This window comes from Mycoplasmopsis gallopavonis (genome assembly GCF_900660635.1).
Lineage (GTDB): Bacteria > Bacillota_I > Bacilli_A > Mycoplasmatales > Metamycoplasmataceae > Mycoplasmopsis > Mycoplasmopsis gallopavonis.
On record NZ_LR215031.1, the window covers coordinates 191,899 to 212,798 of the forward strand.

11 protein-coding genes are annotated in these 20,900 nt (G+C 27.7%); 8 read left to right on the forward strand and 3 right to left on the reverse strand.

Going from position 1 to position 20,900, the window contains the following annotated elements; genetic code table 4:
* Nucleotides 1-180 precede the first annotated feature (180 nt).
* The 3 genes from EXC53_RS00685 to EXC53_RS00695 all read left to right on the forward strand — a co-directional run bounded on the left by EXC53_RS00685 (nt 181) and on the right by EXC53_RS00695 (nt 10,040).
* On the forward strand, nt 181-1,788 hold the full coding sequence (locus tag EXC53_RS00685; RefSeq protein WP_119571880.1) for a hypothetical protein: 1,608 nt from the start codon (nt 181-183) through the stop codon (nt 1,786-1,788).
* 223 nt (nt 1,789-2,011) lie between these two features.
* Nucleotides 2,012-5,638, forward strand: coding sequence for a DNA-directed RNA polymerase subunit beta (gene rpoB, locus EXC53_RS00690; RefSeq protein WP_119571879.1), 3,627 nt, complete (start codon nt 2,012-2,014; stop codon nt 5,636-5,638).
* Nucleotides 5,631-10,040, forward strand: a complete 4,410-nt coding sequence (locus EXC53_RS00695; protein ID WP_119571878.1) for a DNA-directed RNA polymerase subunit beta' — start codon at nt 5,631-5,633, stop codon at nt 10,038-10,040. The genes rpoB and EXC53_RS00695 overlap by 8 nt, the downstream gene beginning before the upstream one ends.
* 43 nt (nt 10,041-10,083) lie before the next feature.
* Here EXC53_RS00695 and EXC53_RS00700 read toward each other — a convergent pair whose 3' ends face one another.
* Nucleotides 10,084-11,298: an IS3 family transposase gene (locus EXC53_RS00700; RefSeq protein WP_129724541.1), complete on the reverse strand. Its 1,215-nt coding sequence runs from the start codon at nt 11,296-11,298 to the stop codon at nt 10,084-10,086.
* 196 nt (nt 11,299-11,494) lie between these two features.
* On the opposite strand from EXC53_RS00700, the gene EXC53_RS00705 reads away from it, so the two are divergent.
* A complete protein-coding gene (locus EXC53_RS00705; protein WP_119572165.1) occupies nt 11,495-11,947 on the forward strand; it encodes a hypothetical protein in 453 nt (150 codons plus the stop codon).
* Nucleotides 11,948-12,158: 211 nt separating this feature from the next.
* The gene (locus tag EXC53_RS00710) at nt 12,159-12,629 is read left to right on the forward strand and encodes a hypothetical protein (protein ID WP_119572164.1); all 471 of its coding nucleotides are present in this window, start codon (nt 12,159-12,161) and stop codon (nt 12,627-12,629) included.
* 859 nt (nt 12,630-13,488) lie between these two features.
* Here EXC53_RS00710 and EXC53_RS04390 read toward each other — a convergent pair.
* The gene (locus EXC53_RS04390) at nt 13,489-13,959 is read right to left on the reverse strand and encodes a KilA-N domain-containing protein (RefSeq protein ID WP_318024633.1); all 471 of its coding nucleotides are present in this window, start codon (nt 13,957-13,959) and stop codon (nt 13,489-13,491) included.
* 93 nt (nt 13,960-14,052) lie between these two features.
* Between EXC53_RS04390 and EXC53_RS00720 the strand changes: the two genes are divergently transcribed.
* Nucleotides 14,053-14,514, forward strand: a complete 462-nt coding sequence (locus EXC53_RS00720) for a hypothetical protein (RefSeq protein WP_119572163.1) — start codon at nt 14,053-14,055, stop codon at nt 14,512-14,514.
* A gap of 136 nt (nt 14,515-14,650) precedes the next feature.
* Entirely contained in the window at nt 14,651-15,064 is a 414-nt protein-coding gene (locus tag EXC53_RS00725; RefSeq protein ID WP_119572162.1) for a hypothetical protein, read from the forward strand.
* Nucleotides 15,065-15,122: 58 nt separating this feature from the next.
* On the opposite strand, the gene EXC53_RS00730 is transcribed toward EXC53_RS00725, so the two are convergent.
* A complete protein-coding gene (locus tag EXC53_RS00730; protein ID WP_119572161.1) occupies nt 15,123-18,014 on the reverse strand; it encodes a hypothetical protein in 2,892 nt (963 codons plus the stop codon).
* 126 nt (nt 18,015-18,140) lie between these two features.
* Here EXC53_RS00730 and EXC53_RS00735 point away from each other — a divergent pair, with 126 nt between their 5' ends.
* The gene (locus tag EXC53_RS00735; protein WP_119572160.1) at nt 18,141-20,870 is read left to right on the forward strand and encodes a cation-translocating P-type ATPase; all 2,730 of its coding nucleotides are present in this window, start codon (nt 18,141-18,143) and stop codon (nt 20,868-20,870) included.
* Nucleotides 20,871-20,900: the final 30 nt, after the last annotated feature.

Genomic DNA, 20,900 nt, shown 5'->3' on the forward strand with positions numbered 1-20,900 from the left:
TTTTAAATTATAAGATTAAATAATTTATTTCTTTTAAAAAAATAAAATAAACTTGTACTGTGGAAAAATAGGTCATCATAAACTTTTGTTTTAGAAGTCAAGATTTTATTTTTTTAATAATTTTTTATTCTATTTCTTAAATAATATTATTGTTTCAATAAAATAAAAAAAGAGGAAAAAATGAAACAAGTAAAAAGAATTTTTAAAGGATTATTTTTAGGCTCAATAGCCATTTTACCTTTAATATCACAAGTTAGTTTATCTCAAAATTTAAATAATATCTCAAAAGAAGAGTTGTTAAAATTTTATAAAGAAACTGATTATAGAAAATTTTATGAGGACAACAGAAATGAAGTAGAACAATTTTTTGAAAAAGCAAAAAATAACGAAGAATTAAATTATTTATTAAATTCATTGGATGATAGTTTGTCAATAGAAAATTATTTAGATGATATTTCTAAATTAAATTTAAAAGATTTTGACAAAAAAGTATTAACTTTAGAATTTAAAAGATTTTTTAAAAGAGAATTAATTAAGCAAAGAGAACATAAAACAGGAAGAACGTTTAATAAATGACCTATTAAAAAATTTATAAGTTCAAAAAGAGAACCGGTAAAAGTATTTGATACTGGTGCTAACTTAAAAGCAAGCAATAAAGAAATAATTAAAAATGGTTTGCATATGTTTAGAATTACAGATAATGTTTTTGCTAAAGATGTTAGTTATATTTCTTGAACTAATGAAGAAATTGTGAATTTATTTTTTTCAAGATTTTTAAACAATGATGACCAAGCTTATTCATCAAATTTTATAGATTCTAATATCTTCAATGAAAATAACCCAAATTTATTAGAAATAGAATTGGAAAATTTAGAAAGCTCAAAATCAAAATGACGTCACCCTTTTTTAAGTGGTATAGCGAAAGCTTTAAAAATAACCTATGTATTTGAAAATTTAGGGAAAAAGCTAGAGAATAAACTTAATGAGTGAACTATAAATAAACCAGATTTTTTAGAGAAGAGTAGAAATGGTGAATTTTTCATTTTTATGAAATATTTCTATGCAAATGGAAGTAGAAAGTTTACTAGTTTTAAACATTTTTTAGAAGTAATGAAATCAGAAATGAATATCCCTGCAATAGCTGCAAAAACTACTACTGAAAATATTTTTAATAATCCTGCTATTTCTAAATTTATTCAATCTTTAAAATCAAATTTTGATAAAACCGGTAAACTTTTATCAAATTTTAAAATAGTATCTAAAGCATTTTCTAAATTTTTCCTTTCTCTTGCTATTTATGATTTAATGATAGGATTAAAGGAGTTTATAGAAAACTCTAGTACTGATTATATTAATGTAAAAAGTTTCTATAATATTATTACTTATTCTTCTGCTTTTATGCTTTCACTAGCATCAGCAAGTAATTCTGTTCCTTTGGTTGGTCAACTTGTGTCATTGGCAATTTTATCTTTAGATATTGCTTTAAAGACAATTAAAGTAGGAAATGGTCACACTTTTTATGAAAACTTTAATGATCATGGGTTAAATGATTGAGAATATCAATTAAAAAATAATTTTGATAATATGCTATATTGAGCAATTTCTTACAGTGATAATTTTAGAAAAGGTGTTACATGGAAAGTAACAGATGGATGATTTTCTTTTCCAGATTTATACATAGCAACCACAGAAGAAGAGAATAATGATTTCCCTTATTGAAAATATAAATACAAATGATTGTCTCCTGGTAATGAGTTTAATTTTGGTAATAAAATTCCATCTCCATAAAAATAGATAAAAAATCTTGCACTAGCAAGATTTTTTTCTTAGCTTAAATTTAATTAATAAAGAAATATTTTTGGATAAAAATAGTCTTTTACTCCTATTTTTAAGGGTTAAAAGAAAAAAATATTTAATTGTTTGGATTAAAAAAATTTCATGTTAAAATTTATACACTTATTATTTATATGCATATTTGAAAAAATATGAAAATTTAAAGGAGAGAAGTTTTATGGAGCAAAAAAAATATATCGAACGTCAGTTTGGTCCAAAAACAAAGAGAAGAGATTATTCTGTTACAAAACAATCGCTTCCATTGTTTGATATTCTTGCTACAAGCAAAGAAAGCTTTGAATACTTTATTAACAAAAGAATTCAAGAATGCTTACAAGAAGTTTATCCTATCGAAGCTGCTAATAAACAAGTTCGTTTAGATTACTTAAAAAATTCTATTAGATTAGAATTACCTTTCAAAAAACAAACAAGTGAAAGTGAAGAAATTAAAAAGTGTAAAGCTAAAGGAACAAATTTTAGTGTCAAAATTTACGCAACTCTTAAAAGAGAAATCACAGAAACAGGAGAAGTTCGTTTAGATGAAGTTCTTATTGGTGAAATTCCATACATGACATCAGGTGGAAGTTTTATCATTAACGGTTCTGAAAAAGTTATTGTTTCTCAGTTAATTCGTTCACCTGGTGCTTACTATGGATTAGGTGTTCGTAACAAACAATCAGATGACCTTTTCAATAAATTAGAAATTTTACCAAGAATTGGTTCATGACTTGAAGTTTCACATAAAGTTACTTCTTCATCAATTGACACAGTTAAAGTTAAAGTTGATAAAAATAAAAACATTAACCTTGCAACTTTCTTGGGTTCATTTGGTCTAACAGCCAAAACCATGGAAGAACTTTTTGGAACAAGTGATTTATTACTTGAAACTCTTAAAAAAGACAAAATTATGTCTAATTCAGAATTATCACCTGAAGAAAAAATTGATATGTGTCAAGAAGAACTATTTAGAGGTCTTAGAAAAGGTGATCGTATTTCTGAAGATGCTAAATTATCACTTATTCCAGGAATCTTATTTGACAAAAAACGTTACAACCTTTCTGAAACAGGTCGTTACATGCTTAATAAGAAACTTTCTTTAGTTGACCGTATTACAAACACTTATTTAGCAGAAGATCTTATTGCAAAAAATTCAGATGAAGTTTTATTTAAAAAAGGAACTTTTATTGATATTAAAATTGCTAAAGAAATTCAAGAAAAATTTGAATCTGGAATTTTAGAATCAGTTAAAATCCCTAAAATTGATGCAGAGTTTGTTTACCACAAAGTTATTAAACAAAACAAGGATCTTAAAAAACGGATCAAAATTATTAAAGTTAAAGTTTATCCTTCAATGAAATTAATGGAATCAGGTGTTGATCCAATTTTAGTAATTGGAAATGATCCAAAATCTGTTGAACAACATTTATTAATTTCAGATATTGTTGCTGCAATTAATTACTACTTTAATTTAACAGCGGGAATTGGACAAGATGATGATCCAGATTCACTTACTAACAAACGGATTGTATCAGTTGGTGAATTACTTGAAGGTCAATTATCAGTTGCTTTAAGTAAACTTGAAAAAATTACTCGTGAAAGAATGGGTGCTAAAGAACCTGATAAAGTTACTGCTAAAAATGTTACAAATAACAAATTAGTAACTAACCAAATGAAAACATTCTTTAATACTTCAAAACTTTCACAATTTATGGATCAAATTAATCCATTAGCTGAAGTTTCAAACAAACGTCGTGTTACATCTTTAGGGCCAGGTGGTCTTAACCGTGATACTGCTCAATTTGAGGTTCGTGATGTTCACTCAACTCACTATGGAAGAATTTGTCCTATTGAAACACCAGAAGGACCTAACATCGGACTTATCCTTAACTATGCTACATTCGCAAAAGTAAATGAATTAGGATTCCTTAAAACTCCATACTTTAAAGTTAATAATGGTGTTGTTGATTATAATGATGTTAGATATCTAACAGCTGCTGAAGAAATTGGTTATTCATTTGCTCAATCTTCTGTTAGAGTTGATGAAAATAATAAAATTGTTGTTCCAACTTTAACAGTTAGACGTGATTATAACTATATTATTGCGACTCCATATGATGTTGATTTTATTGAGGTTTCATCTAAACAAATTGTTTCAGTTGCTGCTGCGGCTATTCCGTTTTTAGAAAATGACGATGCCAACCGTGCACTTATGGGTTCAAACATGCAACGTCAAGCGGTTCCACTTTTACAAGCTGAAGCTCCTTTAGTTGCAACAGGAATTGAAGCAGATATTGCTAAATATTCTTCATACAACATTGTTGCTAAAAATGCAGGGGAAGTTGTTTTTGTCGATGGTTCAAAAATTCACATTAAATATCCATCACCAAAAGAAGAAGGTAAATTTATTACAGATAAATATACTTTAAGAAACTTTGAAAGATCTAATCAAGGAACATTAATTCAACAAAGACCAATTGTTCATGTTGGACAAAAAGTAGAAAAAGGAGATCTTTTAGTTGATGGTTCTTCATTCAAGGATGGAGAAATGGCACTTGGAAAAAATCTTCTTGTTGGTTTCTCAACATGAAATGGTTATAACTATGAAGATGCTGTTATTATTAATGAAAGATTAGTTAAAGATGATGTTTTCACTTCAATTCACATTGAAGAACAAACAATTCAATTTAGAAGTAGCCGTGCAGGAGATGATGAACTTACAAACGACATTCCAAATGTTTCAAAATACTCATTAAGACACCTTGATGAAAATGGAATTGTTAGAGTTGGTTCAGAAGTTATGCCAGGAGATGTTTTGGTTGGTCGTACTTCACCAAAAGGGGAAGAAAACCCATCACAAGAAGAAAAACTTTTAATGGCAATTCTTCAACAAAGATCTTCAAATAAAAAAGATACTTCATTAAAAGTAAAAAATGGACATAACGGTACAGTTATTCACGTTGAAGTTCTTTCACGTGATAAAGGTGATGTTCTTGAAGAAGGTATTGACAAAATTGTTAAAGTGTCAATTGCTCAAAAACGTAAAATTAAAGTTGGTGATAAGGTTGCCGGACGTCACGGAAATAAAGGGGTTATCTCAATTGTTTTACCAGAAGAAGATATGCCTTACTTAGAAGATGGAACACCACTTGATGTTATGCTTAATCCACAAGGGGTTCCTTCACGGATGAACATTGGTCAAATTCTTGAGATCCACTTAGGAATGGCAGCAAGAAAGCTTGGTGTAAAATTTGTGACTCCTTCTTTTGATGGTGTTAAAAAACCAGATATTGAAGTTGCTTTAGAAGAAGCTGGATTAGACAAATCAGGAAAACAAATTTTAATTGATCCAATTACAGGAAGAAAATTTGATAAACCTATTTCTGTTGGAGTAATGTACATGTTAAAACTTAACCACATGGTTGATGACAAGATGCATGCTCGTAGCGTTGGTCCTTACTCTTTAATTACTCAACAACCTCTTGGAGGAAAGAGTCAAAACGGGGGACAAAGATTCGGAGAGATGGAAACATGAGCCATTGAATCTTATGGAGCGACAAATGTTCTTCAAGAAATTCTTACATATAAATCAGATGATATCTCAGGACGTAATGCACTTTATAGTGCTTTAGTTTCAGGAAAAGAATTACCAAATCCTGGAATTCCTGAATCATTTAATGTTCTTAGTTACGAACTTAAAGGACTTGGGATGAAATTAGAAGTTCAAGAAAAAGACATTAATGAAAGTGAAGAATTAGATGTAGATCTTTACCAATACTTAGATGCAGGAGGAGAAAGTTATGAATAATTTTGATAAAGAACAAGAAAATATTCAAAAATTAATTAATAAAATCACACTTTCTTTAGCAACTGACGATGATATTTTAGAGTGATCAAAAGGGGAAGTTAAAAAACCTGAAACAATTAACTATAAATCATATAAACCAGAAAAAGACGGATTATTTGATGAATTAATTTTTGGTCCAACTACTGATTATAAATGTCCAGTTTGTGGTACAAAATACAAGAAAAGTGATGAAAACTCACAATGTCGTAAAACACAAGCTTGTGAAAAATATGAACCAGAAATTCTTCCAAAAATTACACGTAGAAGTAGAATGGGGCACATTAAACTTCATAACCCTGTTGTGCACTTTTGATTCTTTAAAATCGACCACTCTATTATTTCTAAATTATTAGGATTAAGAGTTCATGATTCATCAAAACAAGTTACTAAAGCTGATTTAGAAAAATTAATTTATTATAAATCACATATTGTTTTAGATAGTGGTGAATTAACATCTTTAAAGAAAAATACAATTATCGACATTAACGACGCTGCAACAATTTATCAAGATGCACTTGTGGAAATGTTAGGTAATTATGAAGTTGGTTCAGAAGAATATGAAGATATTCAAGCTGCTCTTGAAGAACTTAGAGAATATGCAGTTTCAAAAATTGGTAAAGATTTTGGTATTGACTTTTATCAATATAATGACATTATTCATGAATATTCAAGTGCGAAAATCGGAACTGGTTCACAAGCAATTGCTTATCTTTTAGAAAACATCAATCTTGAAGAAGAAGCAAAATTAGTTCAACAAGAAATTGATGCAATTAATGAACAAGGTGCAGACGAAGGTTTAACTTCTACTAAGCAACAAGAACGTCAAAAACTTTATAAACGTTTAACTGTTATTAACTCATTTATTAAATCAGGTCAAAAACCTACAAGTATGTTGATTTATAACTTACCTGTTATCCCTGCTGATTTACGTCCATTAGTTCAATTAGATGGTGGAAGACACTCAACTAGTGATGTTAACGAACTTTACCGTCGTATTATCATTAGAAATAACCGTTTAGAAAAATGAAATGAATCTGATGCTCCAATGCTTATTAAACAAAATGAGTACCGTATGATTCAAGAAGCAGTTGATGCTTTAATTGATAATGCCCGTAAAAAACCATCACCAGTTACTTCAAAAGATGCACACCCATTAAAATCTATTTCAGATGCTTTAACTGGTAAAAAAGGTCGTTTCCGTCAAAACCTTTTAGGAAAACGTGTTGACTATTCAGGACGTAGTGTTATTGTTGTAGGTCCGACGCTTAGAATGCACGAAGTTGGGATACCTCGTGATATGGCTGCAAAACTTTTTGAACCATGAATTATTCGTGAATTAATTCGTGGTGAAGAAGGAATTACAAGTGTTAAATCTGCTAAAAAATTAATTGAAAATCTTAATCCAATTATTTGACCATATGTTGAAAAAGCAATTGATGGCCGTCCAGTTTTACTTAACCGTGCTCCAACATTGCACCGTCTTTCAATTCAAGCTTTCCAACCAGTTTTAATTCGTGGTAAAGCAATTAAGTTGCACCCACTTGTAACAACCGCTTTTAACGCCGACTTCGATGGGGACCAAATGGCTGTGCACGTTCCAATTTCAGATCAAGCCGTTCGTGAAGCAAAAGAACTTATGCTTGCTTCAAAAAACATTTTAGGTCCTAAAGATGGAGAACCTATCATCAACCCTTCACAGGATATGATTTTAGGTCTTTACTACTTAACAATTGAAAAAGCTAATGCTAAAGGTGAAGGTAACTATTATGCTTCATACGATGATATGTTACTTGCTTATGAACAAGGTTACATCACTCTTCATACAAGAGTTGTGCTTCCTATTAATGCGTTAGAAAAAACATCAATTTCTGAAAAAACCAAAGAACCATATTTAATTTCAACAGTTGGTAAGTTTATTTTAAATAATGCTTTCCCAACAGATTTTCCATTTATTTTCGGTAAATATGTAGTTACAACTTACAAAACAGACGAAAATGGAAATCAAAAAACAATTGAAAAAGAATCAATTCATACCTCAGAGGAAGATCTAGAAAGATACACTCTTCCATATGGAGCGAACTTTAAAGCAGAAATCGCTAATATGCAAGTTAATTTAGCTTTAACTAAAAAAGATATTGCTAAGATTGTTCGTAAAGTTTATGAAAAATATGTTGCTGTCGTTAATATGGAAGATGTTGCAAGTGTAATTAACACTGTCACACGTATTGATTATGAAGATAAATTTGAAGAATGTTCTAAATTAATTGATTACAAAGGTGATGAAATTTCAAAAGAACATGCGAAATTAATTAGTGATTTTATTTCAGAAACTTTTGAAGAAATTTCATTTAATAATCATTATAAAGCAGAAAAATTAAGATGAGATTTAAGTCAATATACTTTAGCTCTTAATCAAGTTTGATTTAAATATACAAACTTTGTAGCTTCAATTCTAGATAAAATTAAAAATCTTGGATTCCAATATTCAACAATTTCAGGGACTACAATTTCAATGAATGACATCACTACTTTAGAAACAACTAAAGAAAAAATTAAAAAAGGTGAAGATTACATTGAAGAACTTAAAAAATACTTTGAAAAAGGATTTTTAACTGATGATGAACGTTATAATCTTGTAATTCAAAAATGAACAGAAATTAAAGATTCAATTGAAAAAGATCTTAAAGAAGTTACTAAATCAGATTTAGATAACCCGCTTTTTATGATGTTTACCTCAGGTGCTCGTGGGAACTCATCTAACTTTACTCAGTTAGCTGGTATGCGTGGACTTATGCAAAACAACACCAAAGTACTTAAAGCCGATGCGGAAAACGATCGTGTGGTTCGTAGTACTGTTGAAATTCCAGTTAAATCTTCTTTCCTTGATGGACTTAGTGCTTATGAATTCTATTCATCAACTCACGGGGCTCGTAAAGGGTTAACAGATACTGCTCTTAACACAGCTAAATTAGGGTACTTAACTCGTCGTTTAGTTGATGTTGCTCAGGGAATTGTTGTTCGTGAAGAAGATTGTGGTAGTGACTTTGGTTTTGTTGTTAAGGATATTAAAGATACAAAAACAGATACAGTTATTGAATCATTAGTCGAAAGAATTGAAGGAAGATTTACTAACTCAGCAATTCTTGATGATAATGGAAATGTAATTGTTGAAGGAAACACTTTCATTACACCAGAACTTGCGAATTTAATTGTTAATAAACATGGTAAAAAATCAGTTGAAATTCGTTCTGTACTTTCATGTCATACAAAAAATGGTGTATGTAAACGTTGTTATGGAAAAGATTTAGCTTCAAATAGAATTGTTAATATCGGTGAAGCTGTCGGAGTTGTGGCTGCTCAATCAATCGGTGAACCTGGAACACAGCTTACTATGCGTACCTTCCATACCGGAGGGGTTGCCGGAGTTGAGGATATTACAGGTGGATTTGGTCGTTTAATCGAGTTAATCGATGCTTATGATTTTCCATGAGGTCGTCCAGCTGTTATTTCAAAAGTTTACGGTGAAGTTGTTTCAATTACACCTGCTAAAGATAAATCAGGTCGTGATACAGATGTTTTAATTGTTGGAATTCAAACAAGAATTGACGCTACTAGAACAGAAGTTATTTATGAAAACGGGAAAGTTTCTCAAAAACTAAGAATTAAAGTTGGTGATAAAGTTTATCCAGGTCAAAAGATTTTTGAAGGACCAATTATTTTAAATGAACTTTTAAGTTACGCTGACACAAGAGCTGTTCAAAACTACTTATTAAAAGAAGTACAACGTCTTTACCGTCTTCAAGGTATTACAATTTCAGATAAATATATTGAAATTATTATCCGTCAAATGCTTTCAAAAATTATGATTACAGATCCAGGTGATTCAAACTTCTTTACAGGAAGTTTAGTTGATACTTTTGTTTACCAAAGAGAAAATGGAAAACTACTTGCACAAGGTAAAAAACCTGCCTTTGGTGAAGTTAAGATTCGTGGTGCTAAACAAACTCCACTTCTTAGTGATTCGTTCCTTGCGGCTGCTTCTTACCAAGAAACAGCTAAGATTCTTGTTAATAGTTCAATCGCTAAACGTGTTGACTATTTAGAAGGGCTCAAAGAAAACATTATTCTTGGTCTTAAAATTCCAACTGGAACAAACTCTAATTATGAATTAAAAGGTAAATACGATATTCGTGATCCAAGATCATATTTCACAGCAAATATGCTTACAGATCATTTAGGAGATTTAGAAGAAAGCGATATTATTGATTTAGAATCATTACATGATGATGAATTCTATCAAAATGACTCAAATCACTTTGATCTTGATGACTTTTCATACGAAGCAATAGATGATTTTGAATAATTAAATTAAAAAGTTACCTAATTTTAAACTAGGACAGAAAAAATTAACAATTTATCAAATTGGATAGCCCCATACTATATTCGTATGGGGTTTTTCAATTCAGACATGATTGAATTCTAAATTTGTTGTATCAATTAACATAATTAGATATTACTTTTTCTAGTTCACTCAAAGTCATAGCTTTGATATTTAAATCTCTAATTAATTCAGTTTTTAAATTTGAAAATCAATATTCCACAACTCTATTATCTAAACTATTTCCTACTTTTGAAAGTGAAATTATTCCACCTTTATTTTGAATAAAACGAGAAAAATCATCAGATGTATAAGTTGAGCAATGATCTGAATGTAGTATAAAACTTTTTTCAAAATCAACATTTTCAAATGTTTTGTAAATTAATTTTGAATCATTAAATTTGGAAAGAGAAAAACTAATTATTTCTTTAGTTTTATGTTTAATCACTACTGAAAGATAAACATTATTGTTTATCGCATCTTTTGTCGCTGGGAGATATGTTACATCAGTAGCATATATATTTCTGTTATATACATCGTTATAATCTCTATTCACAATGTTTTCTTTTATGACAGATGTGTTCTTTACTTCTTTTAATTTTTTTCTTTTTCTGATATTGCAAAATAAACCTAAGGCATTCATATATCTTCCTAGAGTTCTTTCGTTTATGTCTATTTTATAGTGCTTTAAGATAAAATATTTTAATTTTTGTCTACCATATTTAGATCTATTTTGTTTAAATGAATCAATAATCAAGTCTTGGTACTTTATTTTTCTGGATTTAATTCTAGGAGCAAAATTATTTCTTTTATGTTTGGATATTGTTTGTCTACAAAGATACAACAAAATAGCAAGTTTATACGAAGCCATATTAATATTTGATGCCTCTTGAACTTTCTCTGTTTTAAATTTATCTCTTGTAATTTCTCTATATCTTTTTGCAATTTCAATTAAATCTTCTCGTGTAAAAATGTCTCAATTTATATCTTGTTCTTTCACTTTTCTTGACCTACCACTTCCAGGCTTTCTTGGTTTTTTATTCATATTACAATTATAATGTTTTAATATTCCTCGTAATCTTGCTTTCACATATTTATCTTTTGCTTTTGCACCATATTTATACATAAGTTCAATTGCATACTTTTTGCCTAATTGAAAAAATGTATTATAAATTTCTTTTTCTTGTTCTTCTGTAAAATGTTTACCCATTTTTTCTCCTTTAAAAATATAAAAAATTAACATTCGAAGGAATGTTAATTTTTATTGTCCTAGTTTAATTTAGGTAACTTTTTTACTAAAAAAAGAAATTTAGATTTTGAAAAATTTTCATAATTATTATTTTTTTAATACTTTTTAATTGTTTTAAAAACTTAATTTCTACATGGACTTTAAATTTCTATAAAATAATAAATATAGCGACGAAAAAGAAGGGGATTATATGCTTGATAATAAAAGTTTAATGCATTCAATTGCGAAATTAAATCATGTAATGATTATCATTTCTGTAAGTTCTTGTTTAGCATTTATTTTAGCAATTAGTTTTTCTATTTGGAGCTTTTTTGGGGTTATTGATAAAGCACCTTTTAGTATGCTTCCTGGACCTAATGGTGAAGTTATTCTCCCTGATAATAGTTATATTTGAGTCCACCCTATTTTGATTTTTACTTGAATTTGATATGGTTTAGAAATTATTTTACTTATTTCTAATTTAGTTATTAAAATTATTTTAATTATTAAATTAAATGAATTTTCTAGATATAACTCAAAAGCACAAACTTCTTGAATTCTTCTTGTAGTTTCAATTTTTATTTTTCAAAAAATACTTGCTATAATTTCTTACTTCCAAATTAGAAATATGCTTGCAAAAGTTAAATTAAACTCAAAAGAGTAAATCAAAAACAAGCTAATGCTTGTTTTTTTTGATCTAATTATTTAATTCCACAAAGTAAATTTTATTTATTTTTTTGACCTTATTTAATTGATTAAAACATGATTAAAATTTAATATTTTTTGTTTGTTTTTAAATTATTTTATATGAGAAGCAAAAATAAAAAGTGCTAAAATTTTAATATAAATTTAATTTAAAAAGAAAGGTAAAATACATGACTAATCTATGACAAAAAAGTGATTCAATTGCTAAATTAAATCGTGCAATGCTTATTATCACAATAATTTCATTATCTACTTTAATTTTAGGAATTATTCTTTTGATTTCTGGTTACTTCTCAATTCATACAGAACTAAAATATACCGACTATTCTATATTTTCTAACCCTTATTTTAGTGCTGGTCAAGCAAGACAAGAAATAACATATAATTTAACTCTTTTTGTTTTTGCTGGAATTTTCTTAGTGATACCAAGCATTTTATTTATTCCTAATTTAGTTATTAAAATTATTTTAATTGTTAAATTGAGTGAATTTTCTACATATAATTCCAAAGCACAAACTTCTTGAATTCTTGTTTTAATATCAATTTTTATACTTCAACATATTCTTGCAATTGTTTCTTATTTCAATATTAAAAATATGCTTAATGAATCAGAAATTCACCCAATTAATCAAGCAAATTAGTTTAATAAAAAAAGTATATAAATTAGGACAATAAAAATTAACATTCTCTCGAATGTTAATTTTTTATATTTTTAAAAGAGACAAAAATGGGTAAACATTTTACAGAAGAACAAGAAAAGCGAAAGAACAAGATATCAATTGAGACATTTTTACACGAGAAGATTTAATTGAAATTGCAAAAAGATATAGAGAAATTACAAAAGATAAATTTAAAATAGAAAAAGTTGAAGAGGAATAACATATTAATATAGCTTCGTATAAACTTGCTATTTTTTTGTCTCTTTATAGACAAACATAAAAGAAATAATTTTGCTGCTAGAATTAAATTTAGAAAATGAAGTACCAAGAATTAATTATTGATTCAATTAAACAAAATAGATCTAAATATGGTAGACAAAATTATAACTTTAAAATTATTAATTTTTTTATTATTTAGCATCTTGTATAAACTATTTTTTCTTATTATCTAATTTATTTAAACTTCCTTGACTTAATTCTTCTAAAGATAACATTTGATTTCTTGCGAGTTTTCTTAGTTCAATCATTCTTTCTTTTGTCCTAACCCTTTTTCAATTAAAATGGCATTATAGCTTTCCATATTCGCTAGTACTAACAATTCATTTAAACTAGCATGATCCCTCATATTACCTTTTAAATTTGGATTTTCATCTCTTCACTGTTTAGCAGTCTTATTAAATAATGAAACATTTAGCATATCAGCTTCACTTGCATATTTAAATCCTAATTGACTATCTTTTAAATCATTTAGAAGATATGTTTTTATAGCATCTGTATGAATTTTGTAATTAATTTTTGAAACTTCACGATGTAAATCTCAAGTAAGTGATAACCTTGATGTTTAGTTTTGTTTTAGTCTTTGATAATCTTTAATAATATAAAGTTCAAACTCAGCTGAGAGCCAAGAAGCGAATTTAAAAGCAATATCTTTATGTGCAAAAGTTCCGCCACCTCTACCAACTTTTACAAATAAACCTTTAGCATTCGTAGTTGTTACCCATTTCTGTGGTGATAATGTAAAAGCATTGCTTCCTGCTTCTTCTGAAACCCCCTCGAATTCGAGGGGGTTAAATTTTGGATTATTTAACTTCTCTCGAATTCTTAAATATTCAATTGTATTAAAATTTCTTATCCAATTTGCTACGACAACATTCGGTTCTTCTTGATTCTTATATCTTGCAATATCTGTAAGACTAATATAGTCATTCTTAAAATCTTCAGTATAGATTTCTATTTTAAATTCTTTTGCCTCGATTGTTTTTTTGTTTTTTGATCTTATTAATTGACTAAAAACATGATTAAAATTTAATATTTTTTGTTTGTTTGTAAATTATTTTATATTATAGCTAAAAATAAAAGTGCTAAAATTTTAGTATAAATTTGATTTAAGAAGAAAGGCAAAAACATGGTTAATCTACAACAAAAAAGTGATTCAATTGCTAAATTAAATCGCACAATGCTTATTATCATAATAATTTCACTATCTGCTTTCATTTTAGGAATTATTCTTTTTATTTTTGGTTACTTATCAATACATACTGAAGTTAAGTCTGTACCTATTTTAATTGATGGTAGATATACTCAGTGAAGAACACCAGTAACAGTTTTTAATTCTACTCTTTTTCTTTTCGGATGAATTTTCTTAGCCATATCAATTATTTTACTTATTTCTAATTTAGTTATTAAAATTATTTTAGTTGTGAAATTGAATGAATTTTCTAGATATAACTCTAAAGCACAAACTTCTTGAATTCTTGTTTTAGTTTCGATTTTTGTAATTCAAAACATTCTTGGAATTATTTCTTATTTTATGATCAAAAATATGCTTAATGAATCAGAAATTCACCCAATTAATCAAGCAAATTAGTTTGACAAAACAAGCATTAGCTTGTTTTTTTAATTAAAATATTCGAGTGTAAAAAAATATGGACTTTGATATAATCTTTCTTATATTAAATAAAGATTATCTATTTAATATAATCTTGAAAAGAGGTTTATAAAATATGTCTAAAAAAGAAATTATTAATTATCTGGAAAAACTTAGTTTAGCTACTTTAATTTTAGTTCTTATTGGTTTTGCTGCTAGTTTACCAACATTTATTTTAATTAGAAGCTATTTCTTAGTTTTATGGTTACTATTTATTCCAATTTTTGTAATGAAAATTATTATTGCAGTTAAATTATCACAATTAACTAGAGATTATAAAGTTCGAACATTAACTCCTTCGTTTGTTCTTATTATTGTTTCATTTTTTGTAGGATTTTTAGGATTAGATATTCTTTTTGTGATTGCTTATTTCTTAATGAATAAAGAATTTAAACAATTAAAAAATAGTGTTTCTATTGATTTTACTAATTCATTTGAAAATAACGAACAACAAAATGTTGATAATTCTCAAGCAGAAATACAAGAATAAAAAAAATAATTGAGTTAATAAACAAAATAAAAACCTTAGTTGAAACTAAGGTTTTTTGTTATTTTAATTTTAAAGTAATTTGATTATTTTCAAGTGTTTGATCGTATCTTTTTGCATATTCTTCAATTAATTTGTTGTAAGTTAAATTAAAACTATTTAATAAATTAGTATATTTAGTTTCTGCTACCTCATTTGAGTTTAAGTGATTGTTTAATTCACTTAGATCAACATTGAAATTATTGTGTGTGATATAGTTTTGAAGATAATTAGCTCTTAAAACTAGGTCATTTAGTTTTTCAGTTATACTTGGATGTGCTTTATCTAAACTAAAAGTTTGAATTTTCGGATCAATTGGAGCAATTGACATTGATTGGAGCATTCTATAATTTTGTTCAGATACTTCAAAAATTAAGTTAACTTTAAGATCTTTTAAAGTTTTAGAACTATTGTAGAAAATATTTGGATTAGGAAAATCCATTAGAGCAGTTTTAGGATCAATTGTTGAATTTAATAAACCATATTCTAGTTCGAGATTAAAGTTATTTGTTCGTTCATCGGGTCTAGTGTATTCAATGTTTTTGACCTTTAAAGGAATTAAGCTAAAAGCAACTAAATCTCCCATTTGAATTGTAGAGTCTTGGATTACATGGACAGGATAGTAATTAAGAAGTTGAATTAAATCAACATTTAATTCAATATTGACTAAGTAATGAACTTGATTTGAAGTTGTGTATTTCTGATTTAAAGGTTGTGCAAGACTATTTGCTTCTGAGCCATCGTTTTTAAGTGGGTTTTCTTGTGATACTGCTGCAAAATTAATTTTACCAACTACTTTTTGTTGATTTTCATTTGCTAAAATTTTGTAATTTAATGTTTTTTCTCAAATAACATCATTATTTTTAAGTAAAGTTGAAGCTGAATTGTTAAAAATAGAATTTCATCTAAGAAGTTCTGCATTTAAAGCTTCTACTTTATTAGGGAAAAGATCTTTAAATGCTTGGATTCTAGCTTGTAAATCTAGATTTGTAATAAAATCGAATTTTTGATCAAGTAATTCATTTGTATCAAAAATTTCTGAATCTTCATCAATACTTAAATAACTATCGCTTGAAATTTCAAAACTAGGTTCGCCAAATTCGCTAGCTAACTGTGGAATTACTTTGAAAGAAATTTCAAGTAATTTATTTTCAAAGTTTGCAATTGCATCATTAGATAAATGCTGGTCAATCATCTGCTGTGCAAATGGTGTTAAATTTAGATATTCTTGTTTTAAGTTTATTAATACTTGATTATCAGAATGTGTTTTAAGTAAATTATTTAAATAAGTAGTTTGATCACTAATTTTACGGAAGATTTTAGAAATTCGAGTCATATTACTAAATTGACTTGCAAGTTCTTGAACTTTTGTAACTAGTTCAGGAGAAAGAACCTGGATAAGATTTGTTTGAATATAATTACTTAAAATTTGTTGTGTTTGATTTAATAAATTATTAAATTCAACTAAATTAAATTCTTTTTTGTAAAGGAATTCAGAAAATGTGCTTTCAGTATCTTTAACAAAACCATTCTTAAAGAAAAGGATTAATTTATTAAGCTGAGTTTTTTCATCTTTATTTGAATTTAAGTATTCTTTTCTAAAGTAAGGAAGGATTTGAGTGTTAATTAAATTGAAAAAATCTTGATAATAGTAATTAAGACTATCTGCATAAATTTGGAATAATTCTTGATATTCATCATTTGTTTTGAGTTTAATTTTTAAATTAGTTAAATTTAAATCAAGATTAGATTGAATTTGATTTTGGAATTTTGCGAAGAATTTCTGACGAAAACTAGCTTGTGCATTTTGTTCTTTGGCAATTTCTTGCAATGAATCGTTTTGTGAATTTAGAAATTTTTTAAATTTCTCTTGGTTTGCTTGAAATTCAGTTTTGAATTTAGCAATTTCAGCATCACTTTCATATTTAGAAATAAATGCACGGGTAAACAAAAACTCTTTATAAGCTTCTCTTAATAAAGTAATTGCTTTTAAAACTTTAAAATAGCTAGGTAATGATTGTTGTTCAAGTTCAACTTTTTGAGCATTCTTGTTTGCTAGCTCTTTTTCAAGGCTGGTACGCTCATCACCTTGGATAACAAATTCTGCATTTTCGTTTTTTTGATCTAGTTTTTTCTGAATATCTTCACTAGCTTTTAAAACTTCTTGAAGCTTATCTAAATGATCTTTCAATTGATTTTTAAAAATTAAATTTGGTATTTGAGTTCCTAAACTAGCATCACTAGTAAAAACTTTCATTGATTCTTGAACAGATTTAATAATATAATTTTCAATTCCTGAAAAAGCTTCTTCTTTAAATTTATCAAGATTTTGAGTTTTAAATAATGCAAGTTTTAAGTGATATTCAATTAATTTGTTAACTAGATTTTCAAGTTCAGAATCATTTAGTTCTGGATTTTGGATTAATTCATTGTATGAATTAGCAATTTCGTTAATTTCGTTTGCATTATCAAATGAATATTTTTTAAGTTCATTGAAATTATTTTTTAAGGTAGCAAGATTAATTGAAGTTTTATTTTCTAGTAATGTAATTATTCTAAATAAATCATCTTGAAAAATTGCAAATGGTTGAATGTTTGTATAAAACTCATTTTTTTCTTGGATAAAATCATTTTTTAAAAGACTACTTTTTGTATCTTTTTGGTTTTTATAAAAATTAATTAAAGTAGTAATTTCTTGATTTGGATTTTCGGTATTTAATTTTTCTAATTTCTCAATATTTTCACTAAAAACAGTTAAGTAATTTCCGACAATTTCTTTGTAAAGTAATTGATAATCAATTTTTGTATCGCTTGTTTTTTGAGAACAAGCAGCTGAAGCAAAAATTAAACTAGGTGTAGTTAATGTTGCTAATGTTAATAATTGATATTTGAGTTTATTTCATTGTTTTTTCATAGAATTATTATAACCAATTTAAGCTTTTTAAGTTTTTCTTATTAGCTAGTTTTATTTTCTGAATTTTCTACTTTATTCTTTATAATTTAAATACTAAATAGTAAAACGATATTAGAAAGGAGTTTTATGCAAAATAACGAAAATAAACCAGTTGGTTTAAATAGTGGTGAAGCCAAGCGTCGTCTTGAAAAATATGGTCCTAATGTTATTAGAACTCATAAAAAGAGAAATTTATTCGCAATTTATTTAAGTCAATTTAAAGATTTTATGATTATTTTACTTTTAATTGCGGCAACAATTAGTATTGCTGTTGCTGTTTGAGAGTTAGTTCATAAAATGCAGGGTCCAGAACCTTTGAATAAAACAGAGATTATTATTAGTTTTGTTGAGCCATTAATTATTTTAATAGTTGTTGCTCTAAATAGTGCCCTAGGTGCTTATCAAGAGGTCAAGAGCGATCAAGCAGTTAAGGCCTTAGAAAAAAGCAATGAGCTTAACGCTAAAGTATACAGAGATGGAAAAATGATTTTAATTCCAACTCATGAAGTTGTTCCTGGTGATTTAATTGTGGTTGAAGCAGGGGACGCAATTTGTGCTGATGCTCGTTTAGTTGAATCATTTTCTTTACAAGTTGTTGAAGCAGCTTTAACAGGTGAATCATTACCTGTGAATAAAGAAGCTAAGGAGCTTAAAAACGAAGAAATTATTCCAATTGCAGAAAAAATTAATCAAATTTTTTCAGGTACTTATGTTACAAACGGGAAAGCTGTTGCGGAAGTATACGCAACAGGATCTCAAACAGAAATTGGTAAAATTAACGCCTCAATTCAAGCTCAAGAAACTAATAAAACACCATTACAAATTAAGTTAGATAAATTAAGCAAAATTTTCGGTTTAACTGGAATTGGCCTTTTAGTTGTTTCTTTAGTTTTACAAATTCTTTTAAATAACTTAATTTCAGGTGATTGACAAAATCCAGCGGTATATTCAAACGCATTAGTAATTAGTATTTCATTGGCAGTTGCTGCAATTCCAGAGGGTCTAGTTACATTTACAACAGTTTTACTTGCTATTGGTGTTTCGTACATGACCAAGGAAAATGTTGTTATTAAGGCATTTCCAGCAATTGAAACTTTTGGTTCTTTAAATGTAGTTTGTTCAGATAAAACCGGAACATTAACTCAAAATAAAATGACAGTAGTTAAATTTTATGATGGATTAAACCCAACAGGTGAATTAAGTGAATCAAAAGCACTAAGTGCATTTGTCGCTTGTTGTGATGCTTCGGTTCATTTAAATGATAAAAACGAATATGTGGAAGTTGGTGATCCAACAGAAACAGGTATTTTAAGATTCGGTCATAAAAATAATAATAGTGCAGAAAAATTCTTTAATTTAAATTCTAAATTACATGCTTTACCATTTGATAGCGATCGTAAAATGATGTCAATTTTAGTTGATAATGGTAAAGGGAAAAAATTCATGATTACCAAAGGTGCTCCTGATGTAATTTTAAGAAATTCAAAGAATGCCACCCAAGAAGATTATGATCGTGTTGAAAGGTGATCACAAAACGCATTACGTGTAATTGCGGTTGCTTTTAAAAACTTACCAGAATATAAAACAGAATTAGATTATCAAGATGAATCTAATTTAACATTTATTGGATTAGTAGGTATGATCGATCCACCTCGTCCAAATGTAAAAGAAAGTATTGAACTTGCTGCTAATGCAGGCATTAAAACAGTTATGATTACTGGTGATCATTTAGTGACTGCCAAAGCAATTGGTTCACAGCTAGGGATTTACAATAATGGAGATTTAGTATTAACTGGTGCAGAACTTGCTCAATTAACAGATCAAGAACTTCGTGAAAAAGTCCAAGATATCTCAATTTATGCTCGTGTTAGTCCAAATGATAAATTAAGAATTGTAAAAGCATGACAAAGTCATCATCAAGTTGTTGCCATGACTGGTGATGGAGTTAATGACGCACCAGCTTTAAAAGCTGCTGATTTAGGTTGTGCTATGGGAATTACTGGAACTGATGTTTCAAAGCAAGCAGCTGACACAGTTTTAGTTGATGATGATTTCAATACAATAGTTAAAGGAATCAAAAAAGGAAGAGAAACATTTGATCGAATTAAATCAGTTATTTTAAATCTTTTAGTTTCTTCTTTAACAGAAATCATTATTATGCTAGTTGGTTTATTAGCATTTAGATTTATTTTTAAAGATAGTTATCAAAGTGCAGAGTTTATAGTTTTATCAGCATCACAATTGTTGTGAATTAATCTTTTAACTCACGGATTACCTGCAATTGCACTTGGGATGACTTCAACTGAAGAAAATGTGATGGAGCGTAAACCTTTTAGCAAAAATGAAAGTATTTTTGCACGAGGAATGGGTCAAAAATTAATTATTCAAAGTACAATCTTATCGGTTCTTGCTTTATTATCTTATTTAGTTGTTGGATTCATTGCTAAAACTCACGGAATTGTTGGTAAGGATTTTGTTGAATTAACTTCAACTGCTTGTTTTCTTACCTTAGGGATTGGAGCAAGCTTAAATTCTTTAAACTTAATGAGTAAAAAGAATTTATTTAGATGTAATCCTTTAACTTATAAATTAGTGTATTTAGCAAGTTTATCATCATTATTTTTAGTTCTTTTAGTTGCATTTACTCCTGGACTTAATCAAATGTTCAAGATGATTAATTTACAAGATCTCAAATCAAGTCAGTTTAATCACTCTTATTGAGCTTTACCTGTTTTATTTGGATTTGGTTTATTAATTTATGAAGAAATTGTTAAAGCAATTAAAACTTACAAACCAACAAAAGCTTTCAAAAATTAGTCAAAAGAAAAACACCTAAAAAATTAAACT